Origin of the sequence: Thermohahella caldifontis (genome assembly GCF_041153465.1) — a bacterium.
GTDB classification, from domain to species: Bacteria; Pseudomonadota; Gammaproteobacteria; order Pseudomonadales; family Oleiphilaceae; genus Thermohahella; species Thermohahella caldifontis.
The window spans coordinates 622,228-640,032 of sequence record NZ_CP154858.1 but is presented as its reverse complement, the minus strand read 5'-3'; the positions used below and the strand labels follow the sequence as shown (position 1 = coordinate 640,032).

Annotated in this window: 16 protein-coding genes; 2 read left to right on the top strand and 14 right to left on the bottom strand. The window is 55.3% G+C overall.

Annotation, left to right across the window (positions count from 1 at the left end; translation table 11 throughout):
• Positions 1-51: 51 nt before the first annotated feature.
• The 12 genes from AAIA72_RS03100 to AAIA72_RS03045 all read right to left on the bottom strand — a co-directional run bounded on the left by AAIA72_RS03100 (position 52) and on the right by AAIA72_RS03045 (position 13,687).
• On the bottom strand, positions 52-1,083 hold the full coding sequence (locus tag AAIA72_RS03100) for a glycosyltransferase (protein ID WP_369601987.1): 1,032 nt from the start codon (positions 1,081-1,083) through the stop codon (positions 52-54).
• 11 nt (positions 1,084-1,094) lie between these two features.
• Positions 1,095-2,066, bottom strand: a complete 972-nt coding sequence (locus AAIA72_RS03095) for a CapA family protein (protein WP_369601986.1) — start codon at positions 2,064-2,066, stop codon at positions 1,095-1,097.
• Positions 2,050-3,411, bottom strand: coding sequence for a phenylacetate--CoA ligase family protein (locus AAIA72_RS03090; protein ID WP_369601985.1), 1,362 nt, complete (start codon positions 3,409-3,411; stop codon positions 2,050-2,052). The genes AAIA72_RS03095 and AAIA72_RS03090 overlap by 17 nt, the downstream gene beginning before the upstream one ends.
• Entirely contained in the window at positions 3,404-4,531 is a 1,128-nt protein-coding gene (locus tag AAIA72_RS03085) for a glycosyltransferase (protein ID WP_369601984.1), read from the bottom strand. The genes AAIA72_RS03090 and AAIA72_RS03085 overlap by 8 nt, the downstream gene beginning before the upstream one ends.
• Positions 4,532-4,649: 118 nt before the next feature.
• Entirely contained in the window at positions 4,650-6,023 is a 1,374-nt protein-coding gene (gene xrt / locus AAIA72_RS03080; protein ID WP_369601983.1) for an exosortase, read from the bottom strand.
• Positions 6,002-7,147, bottom strand: a complete 1,146-nt coding sequence (locus AAIA72_RS03075; protein ID WP_369601982.1) for a glycosyltransferase family 2 protein — start codon at positions 7,145-7,147, stop codon at positions 6,002-6,004. The genes xrt and AAIA72_RS03075 overlap by 22 nt, the downstream gene beginning before the upstream one ends.
• Positions 7,144-8,010, bottom strand: a complete 867-nt coding sequence (locus tag AAIA72_RS03070; RefSeq protein WP_369601981.1) for an XrtA system polysaccharide deacetylase — start codon at positions 8,008-8,010, stop codon at positions 7,144-7,146. Before AAIA72_RS03070 ends, AAIA72_RS03075 begins: the two co-directional genes overlap by 4 nt.
• Entirely contained in the window at positions 8,007-9,272 is a 1,266-nt protein-coding gene (locus AAIA72_RS03065; RefSeq protein WP_369601980.1) for a hypothetical protein, read from the bottom strand. The genes AAIA72_RS03070 and AAIA72_RS03065 overlap by 4 nt, the downstream gene beginning before the upstream one ends.
• Positions 9,265-10,089 (bottom strand): polysaccharide biosynthesis protein, encoded by an 825-nt coding sequence (locus AAIA72_RS03060; RefSeq protein WP_369601979.1) that lies wholly within the window; start codon positions 10,087-10,089, stop codon positions 9,265-9,267. The genes AAIA72_RS03065 and AAIA72_RS03060 overlap by 8 nt, the downstream gene beginning before the upstream one ends.
• Positions 10,086-11,597, bottom strand: a complete 1,512-nt coding sequence (locus AAIA72_RS03055) for an XrtA system polysaccharide chain length determinant (RefSeq protein ID WP_369601978.1) — start codon at positions 11,595-11,597, stop codon at positions 10,086-10,088. Before AAIA72_RS03055 ends, AAIA72_RS03060 begins: the two co-directional genes overlap by 4 nt.
• A gap of 18 nt (positions 11,598-11,615) precedes the next feature.
• On the bottom strand, positions 11,616-12,242 hold the full coding sequence (locus AAIA72_RS03050; protein ID WP_369601977.1) for an XrtA/PEP-CTERM system exopolysaccharide export protein: 627 nt from the start codon (positions 12,240-12,242) through the stop codon (positions 11,616-11,618).
• Between the two features lie 32 nt (positions 12,243-12,274).
• On the bottom strand, positions 12,275-13,687 hold the full coding sequence (locus tag AAIA72_RS03045; protein WP_369601976.1) for a TIGR03013 family XrtA/PEP-CTERM system glycosyltransferase: 1,413 nt from the start codon (positions 13,685-13,687) through the stop codon (positions 12,275-12,277).
• A gap of 360 nt (positions 13,688-14,047) precedes the next feature.
• On the opposite strand from AAIA72_RS03045, the gene AAIA72_RS03040 reads away from it, so the two are divergent.
• Complete coding sequence (locus tag AAIA72_RS03040) at positions 14,048-15,982, top strand: putative bifunctional diguanylate cyclase/phosphodiesterase (RefSeq protein WP_369601975.1); 1,935 nt, start codon at positions 14,048-14,050, stop codon at positions 15,980-15,982.
• Between the two features lie 125 nt (positions 15,983-16,107).
• The gene (locus tag AAIA72_RS03035; RefSeq protein ID WP_369601974.1) at positions 16,108-16,779 is read left to right on the top strand and encodes a hypothetical protein; all 672 of its coding nucleotides are present in this window, start codon (positions 16,108-16,110) and stop codon (positions 16,777-16,779) included.
• 27 nt (positions 16,780-16,806) lie between these two features.
• Here the strand turns inward: AAIA72_RS03035 and AAIA72_RS03030 are convergent, their stop codons facing one another.
• Both AAIA72_RS03030 and AAIA72_RS03025 read right to left on the bottom strand, forming a co-directional pair.
• Positions 16,807-17,109 (bottom strand): hypothetical protein, encoded by a 303-nt coding sequence (locus AAIA72_RS03030; RefSeq protein ID WP_369601973.1) that lies wholly within the window; start codon positions 17,107-17,109, stop codon positions 16,807-16,809.
• A gap of 69 nt (positions 17,110-17,178) precedes the next feature.
• Positions 17,179-17,766, bottom strand: a complete 588-nt coding sequence (locus AAIA72_RS03025) for an SCO family protein (protein ID WP_369601972.1) — start codon at positions 17,764-17,766, stop codon at positions 17,179-17,181.
• Between the last annotated feature and the right edge of the window lie 39 nt (positions 17,767-17,805).

Below are 17,805 nucleotides of genomic sequence, written 5' to 3'. Positions count from 1 at the left end.
ACACACTATAAACCTAAAAATGCGCCACCACAATTATGCAGAAATATATACTCATAGCTGTAAAGACCGAGCAATGTTTTTTTCAAGCAATTCTCTATACACTTTTATCAACTCACTTCTAAATTCCTCTGTAGCATAACGCTTCTCAGCAAAAATATGCCCATTTATAGAAATTTGCCCTATATTATTATCTTTTATTAACCCCACTAATTTTACTGTATCTTTCTCAACATCTTTTCCGCATATCTCAATAAAATATTTTTTGTCTATGTACTCTTCATCAACATCACCCACTCGAGTACTAACCAGTGCATTCCCTGCCTTAAGAGCAGTTATACAAGATATGCTAGCCCCTTCCCTGGTAGAAGCAGATAAATAAAAATCGTACTCCATCGGAAGAACGCTTGGGTTATTTGTATACCCTTTAAGATAAATAAGATCAGATAATCCCAGGCTCTCTATCCTTCTTCGAAGGCCCTCATACAAAACCCCCCTACCATATATATGAAAAGTTAGGTATACACCAGATTCATTAAGTAATTTTACTAGATCAATCAAATAATAAAGGTTCTTTTCCTTATCCAGCCTGCACGCACAATAAGATTTATATTCTTTTAATCTCTCTTTAGAATGAACCCGGCAGTAATTTATATCTACCGCATTCGGCAGATACCTTATTTTGTCGCCCATAGAAAATGATTTGAGTCTTTCAACATGACTTTTAATAACTGTAAATACAATTTCGGAGCGATTAAAAACATAAAAAAACAAGAACCTCTTGGCCAGATCTAAACAACTATTATTCATTTGCATCAGATAAGGGTAATCGTTATGTATATGATGCAACACCTTTAGACGTCTATTAAATGCACGACAAAAACATGCAATCAAGCTGGTCACTAAAGCATGAGAATGGATTATGGTACTCTTTTTTGACAAGCACGCGCGGATAAAATCCAGATAGTTTTTGAGAACACCTTTCTCGTTGCAGCAAATATATTCACATTCTATTCCAGCGAGGCGCAATTCTTCGGTTATTTTTTTGGCTACATAGGGAATTCCGCCATCTTTCCAACGTACCACTTGTATTACACTCATAACCTACCAAACATTTTATCCATTAAAAAAGCAATCTTTTGACCTCTTCCGCCTTTTCCAAAAAGATTAAACAAAAAATAGGAAAGCTTACGGGCTGCCTCCCGTCTTCTGCTTCCTATTTTCTTGGTAGAGAGCTGGAATTCATCATTTATAAAGTTACGAACAAGCTCGAGTCCATTAAAACCAAGATCGCCATTCCAGTTCAGCAATATGCACTCCGAGAATCTGTTAGCGTCATTCCAATTCAGATCAAAAATAAAGTTACCCAAACTATAGGATACAAAAGAATTGTCACTCAAAATAAAATCCTGCAATATGTGAGGATGATGACCGTGTACGATATTAATTCCCAAATCTAATAACTTTTCTACCAGCGTGTTTCTGTCGTGCAAGTCAAGGGTATTTTCTTCACCCCAGTGAATTGATATAGCTTTAAGGTCACATTCAGAAGCTTCATTTTTCAACAAATTCTCCACATGACTGATGTCGTGATAGAACACTACCCCCGCGTCACCATGTGGCTTGTCTACCATAGACACACCCACGATAAAAACATTCACGCCTTTCGCATTCACTATTTCCCAAGGCTTCGATTTCTCTCCAACAACAATGTACCCTTTATCCCTGAGTAAACTGATACAATCACGGGCTTTACGGGGCCCATGCTGCTCAAAATGATTATTGGCAACATTCAACACGTTAACACCGCTAAAATCCAAAAGATCCGCGGCTTCTGGAGGAGCTATAAATGCCTGATTTTTATAACCGCTTTCAAAATTCCCAACAGAGATAACACTTTCCAGGTTTCCCATAAACAGATCACAGCCTTGCAGCTTGTCTCGGATTACAGCAAAAGGATCGCTACCTTTTTGTATTGCGCTTACCAGCCCGCTACCCATATTAAAATAGTGATCTCCGCAACAAATATCTCCTGCAAGCGCAATCTTCAACTTATTCTCTGTTGTCATTGATCACTGCTCTAAACTTTCCATTATTTCCCCTGGGAATACTTTCCAGCAACTCAATGGAGATGACTGCGTCATCCCCCAGCCTTTTTTGGAGCTCATTCAGCAGATGATTTCTCTCCGCTTCAGAAAATTCGCCATCAGGCACAACATTGACGGTGAAGCGCCCTTGTCCGGTCTGTATTACCTGCGCTTCCAGTATGCCCTGGCCTCCCTTGAAAACCGGATCAAGCCTGCCGACAGGCGTCCCATCCGCTTTGTACAGAATGTCATCCGTCCGCCCGATCAGATGTTCAATCACGGGCCAGGCGTGTCCGCAGCTGCACTTCTCAAAGGTCGTGACAACCTCTCCGCTGTCGCCCACCTTGTAACGAATCAGAGGCATCACGCGGTTCACAAACCCTGTCGCCAGAAGTTCTCCCACATCCGTGCATTCCAGCCAGCCGTGTTCGGGATGAACGTGCAGCTTGCCGCACTCGTATTCGGACGCAAAGAATGCCATCTCGGTGCAGCCATACTGGTTGACCACTGGTGCCCTGAATGCCCGGGCTATCGTTTCACGCTGGTGGTCAAACAACGTCTCTGATGTTGTGAACACCACTTTCGGATTAACGGAATATTCCGGATGGTTTACCAGGAAGCGCGCCAGTACGTACAGGCTGGATGGGTAACCGATGATTTCATCCGGCCAGAATTGCTCAAGTTTGCGTGCATAATGTGGCAAATGAGCTTCTGACAGGTGATAGGAGGAGCACAGCAGATTGCGTTGTGGCCTGTCATATCGCCAGAAGGGTGGCTTGCTGGCTGCTGCGGGCATGATGATCCGGCCAAAGAACGTTGCTCTCCGGCTGTGTTTGGTCAGCCCATAGTGTCTGCGCAGGCGCGAGAAAAAGGCATAGTGCAGCGTCCGGTACTCGGCATTGGTATAGATATCCAGGGGCGTGCCGGTTGTGCCGGAGGTATTCAGTCTGAAGAGCGAACGCAGTGGAAACCGCTCGGATACGAAGTCCAGCGGGTTGGCCTTGACGGTTTTCTTGTCCAGAACCGGAAAGCGTTTCAGGTCATCCAAACCTTGTATGTCCTGTTCACGCACCCCTTCCCTTTTGGCCCATTTCCGGTAGTACGGTACGTCTCGAATGGCTTCACGCGCCAGCGTTCTGAAGGCGGCATCCACCTCTGCTCGGACCGTATCAGCCGGGGCGAACTCCTTGTCACAAAGTGACTGGAGAACATGGTCAGAGCCCGGTGCGTAGCGTTCGCGAACCAGTTTGAGGCCATAGAGGCTGACCAGTATATTCTGCAGCCATACCGGAGACCGGTAATACAGGCTTTCCGCCCATTTATTCATACGCCACCCCTGCCGCTACACCCTGCAGGATGCCTGTGTACAACTGATGATAGCCCTCTGCCATGGTTTCTGCCGAGAATTTGCTCAAATCCGTGTGTTGTCGAATCGGCAGGTTTCCGTGCAGTGCATCTTCAATCAGTTTTTCCAGCGCCCGCACATCCCCGGCACGAAAAAGCTGAATCGGGGCCTGCTCAGCCACCTCGGGAATACCGCCCACGGCGCTGCAAATGGCCGGCAGTCCGGCCCTCAGGGCTTCGAGGAGCGTCATGGGCAGTCCTTCTGTCAGCGATGGCATGACCAGGACATCATGGGAGGCGTACAGCGCCTCCATATCCCTGACATAACCGGCGAAGGTGACGGCGTTTCTGAGACCGAAGGTATCGACCAGATGTTCCAGACGCAATCGCAAAGCCCCTTCTCCGGCAATGGTCAGGCAGATGGGGAGCCCCTTGTGTACCAGCGGTGCAAGTGCGCGCAGCAGCAATTCAAAGCCTTTCTCCGGCGAGAGGCGGCCGGCCGCAAGCAGCTTCATGGGCTGACTGGGTGTATATTTCCCCTGTGGTAGGCGAACCGGCGTTTTTCCCATACCCGGCAGGCCGTTGTAGATCACGGTGGCCCGGGCTTGCAGGCGCTCCGGCAACTGGTGTCGCTTTTGGGTTTCACTTACGCAAACGATGCCATCCAGGTGCTTCAGCGCCCATCGGTCCATGCGTTCGTAGATCCACATCTTGCTGAACAACGCCGGCCTGACGTAGCCATGTACTGTTGAAACCACGGGTACGGCCAGTGCTTCGCGCACTTTCAGGAAGGCCAGGATGATATTGAACTTGTAACCATGACTGTGCAGCAGGACCGGTTCGCCCTCGCTGCCAACGCCGAGCGTCTGCAGCAGTGCCCGGGTGGCCTTCAGGTTGAGGCCGGGCTTCATGCGCGCCACGTGCAGCGGCAGTCCTGCCTCGCGGGCCGCCGCTTCCAGGGGCTTTTCCGGCTCGCCCGGCGCCCCCACGGAAACGATCAGGGGTTGGATGTCACCCTGTTTGAGTTGTTCATCAACCAGGGTCAGCAGGACGCGTTCCGCACCATACAGGCCGCCACTGTCGATCAGGTGGATCACTCGCATCAGGCGCCTCCCAGTTGCCGGATCAGGGTGACGAGCGTATCCGTCTCATTCGAGCAGGTTTCAGGCGTGCAGGCCTGGCTGACAAAGAGCGCGCGTACGGTCTTGTCGTCCCGGCCAATCAGCCGGAGCTGGGCAAATTTTGCGGCAATGCCGTCTGCGTAGTAACGATCTCCGACCTTGAACCCATAGAGAATTCTGACGCGCCCCCCTCGCGCAGGGATTCGAGGACCAAAACGCCCAGGTTTCCGTCTGGCTGCGTGATCTGATCCTGATGGATCAGCTTCCAGCGGTAGCTGTCGTAGAACCGGTTGGCGTCCTGAATCATTTCCCGGCCGGGCTTCTGGTTGATGTACCAGTAATCAAACACATAAACGCTGCCGAGCGGGGTTTGTTCCGCGGGAATGTAAGCGCCTGCGTTGAGACGGTCATAGCCTTTCCAGATGGGTTTCCAGGGCGGATCCAGCATGATGGGCAAACGGGAATAGTGCCCCATCCGCTCGGGCAAGGGTGCAATCTGCGCATCGGTAACGGACGACGGTTGACGCTGGTCCGCGTACAGTCCAAGCGAAACGATGCCCGCCAGCACGACGCAGGCCAGCGCGGTACCGGAGACGACTGCGGGAGCGGCTGTGCCCGGCGTGCCCTGTGGCTGGCCGTCCGGCGCATCTTCCAGCCTCCGGGAAACAAAATAAAAAATCACCAACATGACGGCGAACAGTACCCACCCAAAGGCTTCGTGATCCCGGATGAGGCCGGATTCCATCTTGGAGTAGTAGCCCACCAGAATAATGATGTAGACCCGGAGCCAGTTGGCGGCCAGTGAAAACAGGATACCGATCCCTATGATGGACAGCCTCCGGGGCCAGCTCCTTACATAAAGAATCGCATTGAGCTGGGCAACGACCAGGCCGACCAGAAAATAGCGCAGGCCTGAACAGCCTGTGGCAATTTCAAAGGTGCCCAGGCCCTTGAGGGTAACAAAGATATCATTCACTTCAAAGTCGATATCCGAGAATCCCAGCAGGAAGTGATCCACGGCCACGGTGAGACTCTGAAGGGCATAGCTGGTGACATCCCAGACCGGCACGGCGGTAAAGAGAATCCCGGCAGGCAGGATCAGACGTTGGGCAACAGGCCAGCCCAGCACCATCCAGACCAGAGCGAATGGCAAAACAAATGCCGCCAGTTGTTCCACCGCTTCGATGAGCAGGCTCGTGCCGAGCAGAATGCCCGCCAGACTGAGCAGGACCCACACCGCGCCGATCCAGCTGAATTGCACCGGCTGGCCATCCAGTTCCGGCCGGAGGTGATGCAGCAGCCAGATGAAGACGCCAAACGCCAGAAAGCCATGGGAATAGGCCCCATCCATGATGGTCCATTGGGGCACGACTTCCATCCAGGTCGGGAGGGTGAACAGCCAGCCTGCCAGTATGAGGATGCCGGCCCAGATGCTTGCGGGCCATTGCTGTGTTATCCGGATCGGGGTTGCCATATGACCTGTTTCTGTCCCTGAATGAATCGCCAGAATGCCACCGCGCAGGCAGCATTGACCAGTGTGAAGAAGGCAGCGAGCCGCACCCAGCGGTTGGACTCGCCGTAGCCACGTATTCCCGCCAGCGCGAGGCCGTAAAAGCCGGTCTGAAGCAGTCCGAAGGCAAGGTATTGGGGATGGTGATCGGCCAGCAGAATGCTGGTCAGCCAGGCACCGGCCAGCGGTATGAACGCCAGATATCGCAACACCTTGTGGGACCAGAGCTTGAAGCTGTAGAGGCCGTATGACAGGGGGTTGAGCATGTGTGCCATGTCCCGGAGTGCCCAGAGTGCCCGCAGCGAGACACGCACACGCATGCGGAACTCGTCGCGGTGGTTGTTGAGCGCCGGTTCTTCCAGCAAGGCCTCGGGTTCGTACACCACCCGGTACCCCTGCTCCACGACCTTGAGCGGCTGCACGAAATCCGGCAACTGTTCGGGTCTGAGTGGTGAATACAGGTTGCGGCGCATGGCATCGATGCCGCCATCCACGCCGACAATGCTGCCCGTGTCGGTTTCCCACTGGCGCAGGTGATTTTCGTAGCGCATGTAGGTGCTGCAGCCATCACCGATCAGGCTGCCATCTTCCTGCACATAGATCATCTTGCCGGTTACATATCCCACACAGGGGTCGGCAAAATTGCGGACAAGCATGCGCACGGCATCAGGAGCATAGTGGGAGTTGGCATCACTGAAAACGAGAATATCGCCGCGCGCCATGGGCACGAGCCGGTTGAGACCTGCCGTCTTGCCCTGCCGGGTTTGCTGAACGACCAGCCGTATGGGGATCTGCGAGCGGGCCGCCATGTCTTCCACAATGGCGTTGGTACGATCCGTGGAGCAGTCCGAGACCACGAGGATCTCCAGTTTGTCTTTGGGATAGTCCAGTTCCAGCTTGTTTTTCAGTGTCTGCCCGATATTGGCCTCTTCGTTATAGGCGGAGATCAGGATCGACACAGAGGGGGTCTGTGCCTTGCGGTTGACGGGCCTCGGATTCAACAGGGACCAGATCCAGAGAATCAGGGGGTATCCGGCATAGATGTAAACTACCAGTGCAATACTGGTCCAGAACAGGGTTTCCATCATGCCGCCAGCGCCTCGTCAAGACGGAGCGTTTCCAGGGCCCGCTGATCCAGCACGTCACGCACGGGCCCGAACCTGAACCGGTCGAGCAGACGTGCCAGTCGCGGCATCGTCTGATCCAGGTTCGTGTAGTGCCGGAAACGTGACCGGGCACTCACGGGCACCCGGGGTTGCTCCGGATCCACTTCCCAGGGGTGCAGGTAGAAAATGAACGGTTGCCCTTCCCGGTTGACCCGGGCCAGTCCCCACTGACTGAGCCAGTAGGGAAAGATTCTGAAATAGCCGCCTCCGGCGATGGGCAGCAAGTAGCTGCCGATGCGGCAGGTGGAAATTGGAAATTCGGTCAGCGTGCCCTGCCGGGTTTCGATGCGATAGGGAAAGCGGGGGGTATTGGGGATACCATAACGGTCATGCACGACCGGGAAGATGGACGAATCCCACTGGAATCCGAGGTCGGCCAGAATATCCAGTGCCCAGAGTGACTTGCGGGTAATGGAGTAGCTGGCTGCCCGGTAGCCAATGATGGGTTCGCCGGTAATGTCTTCCAGCAGCGCTTTGCTGCGATGCGTTTCTTCCCGGAAGACTTCAGGTGTTTGCGCGTAGACCAGTTGATGACTGTACCCATGGCTGGCAATTTCGTGCCCGGCCTTTTGAATCTCGCGCACAAGTTGCGGATAACGCTCCGCTATCCAGCCGAGGATGAAGAAGGTGCCGCGAACACCCTTTTCATCCAGAAGCGCCATGATCCGGTGTGTGTTCTGCTCGACCCGACAGGGCCAGTTTTCCCAATCCTGGGGGCGGATGGTTTCCGACAGGGCGGCGACCTGGAAGTAGTCTTCCACATCCACAGTCAGCGCGTTGATCATCGGGACAATCCTTTCCAGTTCAGGGTGAGCATGATGCGGTTTTCATCCCATTCCGCAGAGGCCAGGTCTGCCGTGCGTTTTCGGTGCTGGATTTCGGATGAGATTGACCACTGGCGAGACAGCGTGCGCTGATACCAGACGGCCAGTGTGCCGAGATTGGTATCGAACCCGGTCACGCTGGCGTCCCGCTGCCAGGCCGCCCGGATGCCGGCCGATGCGAGGGTGTTGATCCGGTGGCTCTGATTGATGTCCAGTGTCAGTTGTGTGCTGTTCTGGCTCTGCCCCAGCTCGGTTTCCCGGCTGTAGCCCGCCGAGACTTCGGTGGTGTCGCGGCCGGTGGCCTGCCATGTCAGCGTGCCGATACCCCGTGTGATCTTTGAACTCTGGCTGTAGTTTTCATTCAGAAGCCGGCCATCCGCAGCGAACGCCTGACGGTCAGAGCCGCTGTCATCCAGTGTGTGCTCCAAGAACAGGTTGAACCGGGCACGACCGGGCAAGCGGTGTGTCCAGCTCAGGCTGGCGGAAACGCCCGAGTCATCCCTTGTGAGGCTGCCGGTTTCGGCTTCCAGTGTGACGCCGCCCAGTTGCAGATCAACCATGCCGGACGGCAGGATGCGACTCCAGGTGAACACGGCTTCATTGCGGGTATTCTGGCTGTCGTCATCGAAATCGGTCACCTCATGACTGGCCGCCAGCCCGGCTGTGACGACGGGACTGAGTGCGTGGCTGACCCGAGCCGAAACACGATTGCGGACGCTATCGACCTGCGAGGCCTTGCTGTAATCGGTACGCACATGGGCATACGACAGGCGAACCGGCCAGGGCGTGTTCTGATAAAGGTTCAGGCCCGGTTCAATGGAAAGTACGTTCTGCTGTGTGCGGTTATCCGGTGTCAGGGCATCGCTGCGATTGATTCGCTCCTGACTGAGGCGGTCGCTCAGGGTCAGGTCAAAGCGCGGATCCGGACGCCAGAGGGCGCTGATGCTGCCCTCACCGGTTATCTTGTCGTCATAGCTGTCTTGCTGATAGCGTTCGAAACCGAGATCCAGTGCGGTGTCCCAGCGGACCTGAGATTTGGCAAGCCGATGAGCCAGCGTCACGTCCAGCGTTTCGAGCAGGTCGCTTTCTTCCTGCTGGCTGGCGAGACGCATGTTGTCGGACCAAGTGAGGCCGGCGCTGGCGCCCAGCTCCAGAGGTTCGGCCACTGTGATGGCCGGCACGGCCCATGCAATCAGTACAAGCGTGCGGCGGATGTCAGTCATTGAGCACCACTCCCGCCAAGCGGCCTGGATAAACGCTTTCAGCGGCCTTCTGCACTTCTTCCGGGGTGACCCGCGCATGCGGCACCACCAGGAGCGTGTAGTCGGCCAGTTCGGAAAGTATCCGTGCATCCGGCGAGGTACTGATACTCGGCGCGTCCATGATGACAAAACGGTCCGGGTAACGGGCACGGATGCTCTTGATGAAGTATTTCATCCGGAAGGATGTGAAGAATTCACTGGGCGATTCGCGCCGGCTGCCCGCCGGGATCAGGCGCAGTCGCTTGATGCCGGTGGGGTAAATGATGGAAGCCACTTCCATGTCCGGGTCTTCGATGAAATCGGTGACGCCCATGTCCGGCACCAGATCCAGATAGCGGTGCAATGATGGCTCGCGCAGATTGCAGTCAATCAGCAATGCGGTTTTGGTGGCGTCCAGTGCAATCGCTGACGCCAGGTTCAGCGCAGTAAACGAGCCACCGCCCTCGGGTGCCACACTGGTAACCAGGAGAACGAAGTTTTCACCCCGGCTCAGTTCCAGCAGGCGTGTACGCAGTTCCCGGAACCGATCGAGAACCAGCCTGTCATCCATTTCGGGATAAATGATTTTCCTGCGCTCAAGATCGTGGGGGCTGAGCGCAAGGGGCTCCCGCATCTGCTTGATCTGGCGGCTGAACTCGAATTTCTGCAGGGCCTGATCATCGGCCTGTTCCTCGCGGGCATCAAGCCAGAGGTCCATCCCCTTGATGGCATCATCGATGGATTCGTTGTGCAGTGGCAACACATCACCACTTTTCGGATTCTTCTTGCCCTCGCTCATGCCAGCCCTCCGGTGTAATGCATCCATAACAGACCACCGTACACGCCCAGGCTGACAAGCACAACAGACGCGAACGCTACCCATTGTCTGCGTTCGCTTCTCCGCTCGCTGGCCGTGCGCCAGTGAGGGATGGTTGCCAGCACCGGAATTTCGAGTTGCTGTTCTATCTGATCGGCACTGCGGACACGCGGATCAAGCTGCACGAACACGAGCGCGAGACCAAACGGCGCAAGCAATCCGAATACCAGACCACCGGCCGCGAACATCTCAAAGCGGATCTTGTCAGGTGCCAGCGGATAGGATGGCGGCTCCTGTATCCGGTAACGCAATCCGTGACCTTCCACATCAATGCGCATGGAGACACGTGCCTTTTCCCGGCGTTTAAGCAGATCGTTATAGATCTCCTTGTTCACTTCATAGTCCCGGGTGAGCTCCGCAATTCTGGCCTTGTTTTTCTGGATTTTCTCCATGCGCAGCTTTTCTTTCTCCAGTAACTGTTCGAGAGAAGCACGCCGCGTAAGCAGTGTCTGCATCCGGGCCTCGGCCTTGGCAAGCTCCGTACGCAGATCCTGGTAAATCGGATTGAGAACCGCGTCGCCTGTTGCCTTACGGCCACTCTCCAGCTCTTCCTGAAGCGCTTGCTGAAGGTCGGCAATCTGTTGCTTGAGGCTGACAATGTCCGGATAGGTATCCTTGTAACTCAGTCTGAGTGTGTCCAGTTGATTCTGCAGCGCCTTTATGCGTTGCCGGATTTCGCTGCCTGCCCTTTCCTGCGCAACCACGCGTCTTTCACCGGACAACTGCTTGCGGATCACCTCCTGCTGTGCCCGAACCTCCTTGATCTCCAGATCCGCCGATTCAATATCGGACATCAGGCGGGCTATTTTCTTGTTAACTTCGTCTTCTGTGCCTTCAACGTTTTTGGACAGGAAGTCTTTAAGCTTTTGCTCGGAAGCCTGAAGCTGGGCCTGGTAGGCTTTCACCTGACGATCCACAAACTCGTAAGCCGCCCGGCTTTCGGCTTTCTTGGATTCATCCGTGACCGCAATGAAGAGCTGGGTGATTTTCAGGGTGGCCCAGTACGCACGGTCGGGATCCTTGTCCGTATAGCTGATGGCAAAAAAATCCTTGGAGCGGGTATTCTGCACCTTGATCTTCTTGCGCAGCTCCTGCATCTTGGCTTCCTTTTCTTCCGGGGTCGTCAGTACGCCCCACAAGTCCTGCATGGCCACCAGTTTTTCCAGTACCTGCCGGGAGTAGATAATCTCCCGGGCATCTGCAGCCCGGTCCTTGACCTTGGTGGTGACGGCGGAGCCTTCCATCAGGGGGCGGATGATATTCTGGTCATCCACAAATATGACGGACCGGCTGGTGTACTTGTAGGGCCAGAGAAACCCCAGTGCGAGGATGCCAAAACTCACCACGATAATCAGCAAGGCGGCAAGCACCTTGTGCTGACTAACTTCCTGTACTGCCTCCCGCACCAGGCGGGTAATCGGTACTGCCATGCTTAGTGGTCCTGTTTGTCAGAATGCGCGTTCAGGAACGGAGAGTACATCGCCGGGAAGCAGGCGGTAGTTGGATTGCAGGTTGCCACCCCTGATGATGTCATCCAGGTTGACGGGGATGGCGACGGTCTGCTTGCCCATCTGGCGGTAGAGGATGGCGTTGTCCGCATCTGCAAAATCATTGACGCTGCCGGCATCCAGTACCAGGTCCAGTATGGTCATGCCTTCCCGGTAAGGCACGGAAAGGGGCCGGTTGACCGCACCGGTCACACGCACCCGGTTCAGGTATTCGTAGCTGCTCATGCCGGTGACCACCACGCTGACCTGGGGTTCCCTCAGATAGACGGCCAGTGCACGCTGCAGATCCTGAGCGAGCTGTGCAGGGGTCTTGCCCGAGGCAACCACGTCGCCCACCAGCGGTGTGGAAATGCGTCCGTCAGGCCGCACAGGTACGGTGATGGAGAGATCCGGGTTGCGCCAGACACTAACCGATACCACATCGCCCGGACCAAGCGTATAGGCTTCGAGGCTGGCGGGCTTCATGGCCAGTGCCTTGTCAATCAGTGCCGGCTCGGAGGTCTGAACCCTTTGTCCGGCACAGCCGGCCATGAGCAATGCCAACAGGCAGGTGATCAGTACTTTCATTGTTGTTCTCCCGGTTAAAATGAATGTCATGCTCAGTGCGCTCCCTTCTTGAACAACACCACCTCTACAGTCTGAATGAGAATGACGAGATCAAGCAGCAGGCTCTGGTTCTTGATGTAGTAAAGGTCATACCTCAGTTTTTCCCTGGTGTCTTCTTCATCATCCGCATAGGCAAAGCAGAGTTGCGCCCAACCCGTGATGCCGGGTTTGACACGGTGACGTTCGTTATAATACGGAATCTTCTTTGCCAGTTGCTCCACAAACACGGGGCGTTCGGGCCTCGGCCCCACAAATGCCATGTCACCCTTCAGGACATTGAAGATCTGGGGCAACTCGTCAATCCTGACCTTGCGGATAAATGCACCGACACGGGTCACGCGCGAGTCATTCTTGCTGGCCCACTGCGCCCCGCTCTTTTCCGCATCCACGCGCATGCTGCGAAACTTGATGATTTCAAACGGCTTTCCACCCTGCCCGACCCGCACCTGGCGGTAGAAAACAGGAGCGTTCCAGCCGTCCTCCAGCTTGATGGCGAGCGCCGTCAGCACCATGAATGGCCAGGTCACCGCCAGAAGCGTGAGACTGGCAAAAATATCAAAAAGACGCTTGCCCAGATTACGTGCGGAAACACCGCCGAAACCATCCGAGAAAATCATCCAGCTCGGTTGCAGCAGCTCCAGCGGAATCTTGCGCCCTTCCCGCTCGCAGAAGGTGGCACCATCCACGATACTGACGCCCAGCATCTTGCATTCGAGCAATTCTTCGACCGGAAGCTTGTTGCGGCGATCGTCCAGGGCGATGACGATTTCGTCAATGTCATCATGGTCAACCAGGAAATGGTTGAGTGACTGATGGGGTTCCACCAGTTTGTCGGCCGGCGCCATTACGGGTTCTCCCGGGACCGGCACAAACCCGACAAGCTCGAACCCTCGCCGGGATTGCGGATCGCTGAGGTCTTCCATGAGTCCCATCGCCCTCTTGCCGGCGCCGAGTATGAGCACTCTGCGCCGGAAGGCATGATCCCCCAGGCCGAAGAAGAAGAGACTCCTGGCCATCCCCATGCCCAGGATGGACAGCAGGCTGGCAAAGGTCAGCACGTCCGGATTGAGGTACCAGAGCCAGTCGCGGAAGATCTGATACAGCAGTGCCTGCAACGCAATGCCGGCGATCAGCGCCATGATGGTTCGCAGCATCATGCCGCTCATGCCTTCGCTGATTCGGGACGGGTAGACCCCCATCGCCAGCATGGTGACCAGATTGACCGCCGCGAAGATCAGGGACGAATCCAGCACATAAGGCAGATTCTGAAGAAAGTAACCCAAGTCTCCGAAAAACCGAAAGAAAGCTGCGGCATAAACTGCAGACGCCATGATGACGGCATCCAGCAGCGCCAGCATGACATAAGGAAAGTGTATGTAGTGTCCGAAAATCCTGACGTGCGTCAACGCGGTGACTCCTTCGCACAACGTCCTGTTGAAGTGCTCATCCTACCAAAAAAATGATCTTTACATAAGTTTACCAATCATCAAATTCTGTAAAGCGCATTGCAGATGTGCGCCCTGTCACCCCGTTGCCGGCAAGGAAAATTTCCGTTCGCGACTGCGCAGACACTTTCGTAATTGCGATCTGAAACCGCTCCATGCGCCCTCAAATGTAAAATCTCTTTCACAGTTTACCAAGTGTGAATCAACTTGCCTCATTTTTGTGACTCATGGCCTTTTCGTTCGGCTCGCAGAAACAATTTGTTACATCCGGCGAAAGGATCTGACATACCATAATTATGGGAATATCGGAGAAACCAGGGAATGTCACACACTCTGACCAAACAGCGCATTGCCGGCTTTGCGATGGCCCTGCTGGGCCTTGTCAACCTTGCGGCGTCCGTGATGAACAGCCAGTGGACACTTTTCTGGCTGAGCCAGCAGGCTCAGTCGGTGTGGTCTCTCGTTTCCGTCATTTTGCTGACCGGCGGTCTGGGGATCTGGGCGCATGCTTACCATCGATCCTGGCAACATCTGATGCGCCAGGCACCCGACCCCACGACTGAGTCCGGGCGTCATGCCATGATGCTTGATCAGGCACTGAAAACCGGCAAGACCCTGGCGCTGATTGTCGATTCCCTGGGGCGCATCGACTATGCCAGCCCTTACGTTTGCAAGCTGACCGGGTTTGATGAAAACGAACTCCTTGGTCAGTCGCTTGACCGGCTGAGCCCTTCCCCGCGCCAGTGCGCGCTGGAGAATATCTCGGGCGTATGGCTTGGTGACATGCTGCACGATGGCTGGCAGGGCGAAATTGCCTGCCGGGGACGCGAAGGCCAGATGATCTGGACCGCCGTCAATGTCACCCGCGTGACCTGGCACGGTGATGAGACACGTTACGTCATACACGCCATCGACATTACCGAACTCAAGCATACAAGCGAACACATCAAGGCCATGGCGCTCTATGATGAGCTGACCGGACTGGCCAACCGGAGGCTGTTTGCCGACCGTCTGGAGCAGGCCCTTCGTGCCTGTCACCGGGATCAGACCCGTCTGGCCATCATGTTTCTGGATCTGGATCAGTTCAAGCGCATCAACGATACACTGGGGCATGATGCAGGTGATGCACTGCTTCAGACGGTTGCCGAGCGGCTGAAAGCGTGCGTTCGCGAGAAAGATACCGTGGCCCGTCTGGGCGGCGATGAGTTCGTGATTCTTCTGACGGATGTCCATGAGGCCGGCGTGGTCTCGCGTGTGGCCGATAATGTCATTGCCCAGATCAAGGAGCCCGTCATGGTCGGCACCACTGAACTGATGGTTTCCACATCGGTGGGCATCACGCTCGCACCGGACGATGGCGCGGAAGTGGACACCCTGATGAAAAACGCCGACCTGGCCCTATACAAGGCGAAGTCCATGGGCCGTGACGGCTACCAGTTCTTTACCGACGAACTGAACCGCAAGGCCATTCGCAGGATGACCATTGAACATGAACTCCGGGCGGCACTGCGGTCGGAAGAGTTCAGCCTCACCTTTCAGCCCCAGTTCGATCTCAAAACCGGCAGGATTGTGCGGGCCGAGGCGCTGTTGCGCTGGCATCATCCCGAGCGCGGCCTGATGAATCCCGGCGACTTTCTGGATGTGGCCGAAGACACCGGGCTGATTTCCCAGCTCGGTGCCTGGGTGCTGAAACAGGCAACGACCCAGACCCGGTTGCTGCAGAATCTGACCGGAAAACCGTTGCAGGTTGCTGTCAACCTGTCGCACAAGCAGTTCCATGACCCGGCTCTGGTCGACAATGTCATGCAGGCCCTTCAGGCTTCGGACCTGCCGGCCCAGTTTCTGGTGCTGGAAATCACCGAGAGCATGTTGCTCAAAGACTTGGCACACTGCAGCCGGGTGCTGCGTCAGCTCAAGCGCTTTGGTGTCAGCATCAGCATTGATGATTTCGGTTCCGGCTATTCATCGCTCAGTTACCTGCGCAAATTGCCGATCGACATTCTCAAGGTGGATCGCGCCTTTATCCGTGACATTCCCGAACAACTCGCAGACATGGAGGTGACGGCGGCCATCATTGCACTGGCTCACAAGCTGGGGCTCAAGGTTGCCGCCGAGGGCGTTGAAAATGTGGATCAGCATGATTTTCTCGTGATTCACAACTGCGACTACGCTCAGGGCTATTATTACAGTCATCCTCTGACCTTCGAGGAAATGTTCCGCTATACCAGTGATGCACCCGTCGCACCACGTGCCTAAGCTGTCACAAACCTGCCAATCCGCATACCCTAAGCCTGTCCAAACGTGAACAGGGTTCCATCGCCACCGATCACGATCCGTTACACTTGGTTACATATTCATCAGCAGTCGGTGGTCAAACCAAAATGGAGATACTGGTACATCTGATTGAAGCAGCCATCTTCCTTGCGATCGTCTGGATGACCGTTCGCGTGATGGCCTTGTACAAACGCAGCAAGGACGAGGACTTTGCACCGGTTCTGGAGACGCCTGCAGATTTCGGGTTAGTCTTGTCGCCGGATGAGTCCGGGACTGACGAAAAGCATCCCGCTTTCGAATTCGGGATCAGTGAGGACGATTCCGCAAACGACTCCGGGCGGCAGGAAGCAGCCCTGAAATTGGCGCCCCAACACAGCCATGGCAACCGGGCGGGCTGCATGGCACAGGTCCATCTGATCTGGCGTCAGCAGTTGCTGGATTGGCGGCAACAAGGGATGGAGATGAGCGCGCTGTATCACCCGAGCCTCACCCGACTCGTGGAACACTATATTGCCGGTATCGTTCAGGCGGTCGGGCAGCATTACCATCTGCAGCCCGAGGTGATCAGCCAGGTGGAGGCACATGCCATTGACGGCTGTTTGTACTCGCACGTCAAGGCGGAACCGCGCAAGCAGGTGCGCACGGTGGGATCCGATGATGAGTGCCAGCGGTTCTATCTCGCTGGCCTGAACAACGCGACCCTATGGCTCACGCAGCGCCATTTTGCAGAAGATGATTCGCTTTTCAGTTGCGTCACGGAATGGGGGCTGGTGGCCTGAGTCCCCCGTATATGCGGATCCGGCGGGTCAGACGACCCGCCATTCGGCCAGCGTGACCAGGTCAGTGCCCGCGGGCCGGCCATTCTCATCCACCGGCACGCCCGAGACGACCGGACGCGACCATTCGCCGGAATCCAGACGCCGCATGGATTTCAGATCAACATTGCGCACCTGGAACTGTCGCCCGTTGGCCATGACAAGGGTCCGGTGAGACAGTCCATAGACAAAACGGCAGTAGTCCAGCTTGAGCTGCTCCAGCTCGCGCTCGGCCTTGTTGATTTTCCGAATCAGCACATCCTTGACGCCATTCGCGTAATCCAGTTTGACCATTTGGCTGATTTCCTTTCGTTCCTGCCTGACAATCCGCCCTTTATACAATATCCCGGGCATGGCTGACAATCATTGGAAGGCGGCCGCAAGTTCCCCTGCCACCGCTTCCACATCATGTGACATCATGATCTGGCCCGGCCACTGTGCTGCGCGGATGATGAAGAATGCGGCGGTGTGGTTGATGGTGTAGCCCATTTCGGAGTCCGGTAACGGCACCTTCTCATAAAATACGCCGAATGTCCTGACCCAACGCTCAAGCGCTTCCGGGTCAAGCCTGACACCCATAATCCGGTCACCGAAAAAACCCACGTAAGGCGTCAACGTTTTAAGGGTGTCGCGCTCAGGATCCAGCGTCACAAACAGCACTCGCAGACGTTTTTGCTGATCTTCCGGAAGCTTCTTGTAGGCACGGGAAACAACGGACAGGGTCGTGGGACAGATATCCGGACACTGTGTAAAACCGAAGAAGACGACGGTCACTTCATCAAACAGGCGATCCAGGGGCACCGGTCCGGCAGTCGTCTCAACCTGCTCCGGACCGCCCAACAGGTGGACAAGATCCGGCCGTGCCTGGCTGCGATAGAGTGCTGTACCCACTACAGCCAGAATAATCAGGGCCGTCACGGCGAAGCCCTGTCTGGCAAAAAGATTCTTCATGGCAATTCTGCCTCTATCTGGTAGTGTTCTGTTTTCATG

Bases quoted from the DNA above. Each gene is read 5' to 3' on its own strand.
- AAIA72_RS03095 (WP_369601986.1), bottom strand. From the start codon at position 2,066: ATGACAACAGAGAATAAGTTGAAGATTGCGCTTGCAGGAGATATTTGT.
- AAIA72_RS03090 (WP_369601985.1), bottom strand. From the start codon at position 3,411: ATGAATAAATGGGCGGAAAGCCTGTATTACCGGTCTCCGGTATGGCTG.
- AAIA72_RS03085 (WP_369601984.1), bottom strand. From the start codon at position 4,531: ATGCGAGTGATCCACCTGATCGACAGTGGCGGCCTGTATGGTGCGGAA.
- xrt (WP_369601983.1), bottom strand. From the start codon at position 6,023: ATGGCAACCCCGATCCGGATAACACAGCAATGGCCCGCAAGCATCTGG.
- AAIA72_RS03075 (WP_369601982.1), bottom strand. From the start codon at position 7,147: ATGATGGAAACCCTGTTCTGGACCAGTATTGCACTGGTAGTTTACATC.
- AAIA72_RS03070 (WP_369601981.1), bottom strand. From the start codon at position 8,010: ATGATCAACGCGCTGACTGTGGATGTGGAAGACTACTTCCAGGTCGCC.
- AAIA72_RS03065 (WP_369601980.1), bottom strand. From the start codon at position 9,272: ATGACTGACATCCGCCGCACGCTTGTACTGATTGCATGGGCCGTGCCG.
- AAIA72_RS03060 (WP_369601979.1), bottom strand. From the start codon at position 10,089: ATGAGCGAGGGCAAGAAGAATCCGAAAAGTGGTGATGTGTTGCCACTG.
- AAIA72_RS03055 (WP_369601978.1), bottom strand. From the start codon at position 11,597: ATGGCAGTACCGATTACCCGCCTGGTGCGGGAGGCAGTACAGGAAGTT.
- AAIA72_RS03050 (WP_369601977.1), bottom strand. From the start codon at position 12,242: ATGAAAGTACTGATCACCTGCCTGTTGGCATTGCTCATGGCCGGCTGT.
- AAIA72_RS03040 (WP_369601975.1), top strand. From the start codon at position 14,048: ATGTCACACACTCTGACCAAACAGCGCATTGCCGGCTTTGCGATGGCC.
- AAIA72_RS03035 (WP_369601974.1), top strand. From the start codon at position 16,108: ATGGAGATACTGGTACATCTGATTGAAGCAGCCATCTTCCTTGCGATC.
- AAIA72_RS03030 (WP_369601973.1), bottom strand. From the start codon at position 17,109: ATGGTCAAACTGGATTACGCGAATGGCGTCAAGGATGTGCTGATTCGG.
- AAIA72_RS03025 (WP_369601972.1), bottom strand. From the start codon at position 17,766: ATGAAGAATCTTTTTGCCAGACAGGGCTTCGCCGTGACGGCCCTGATT.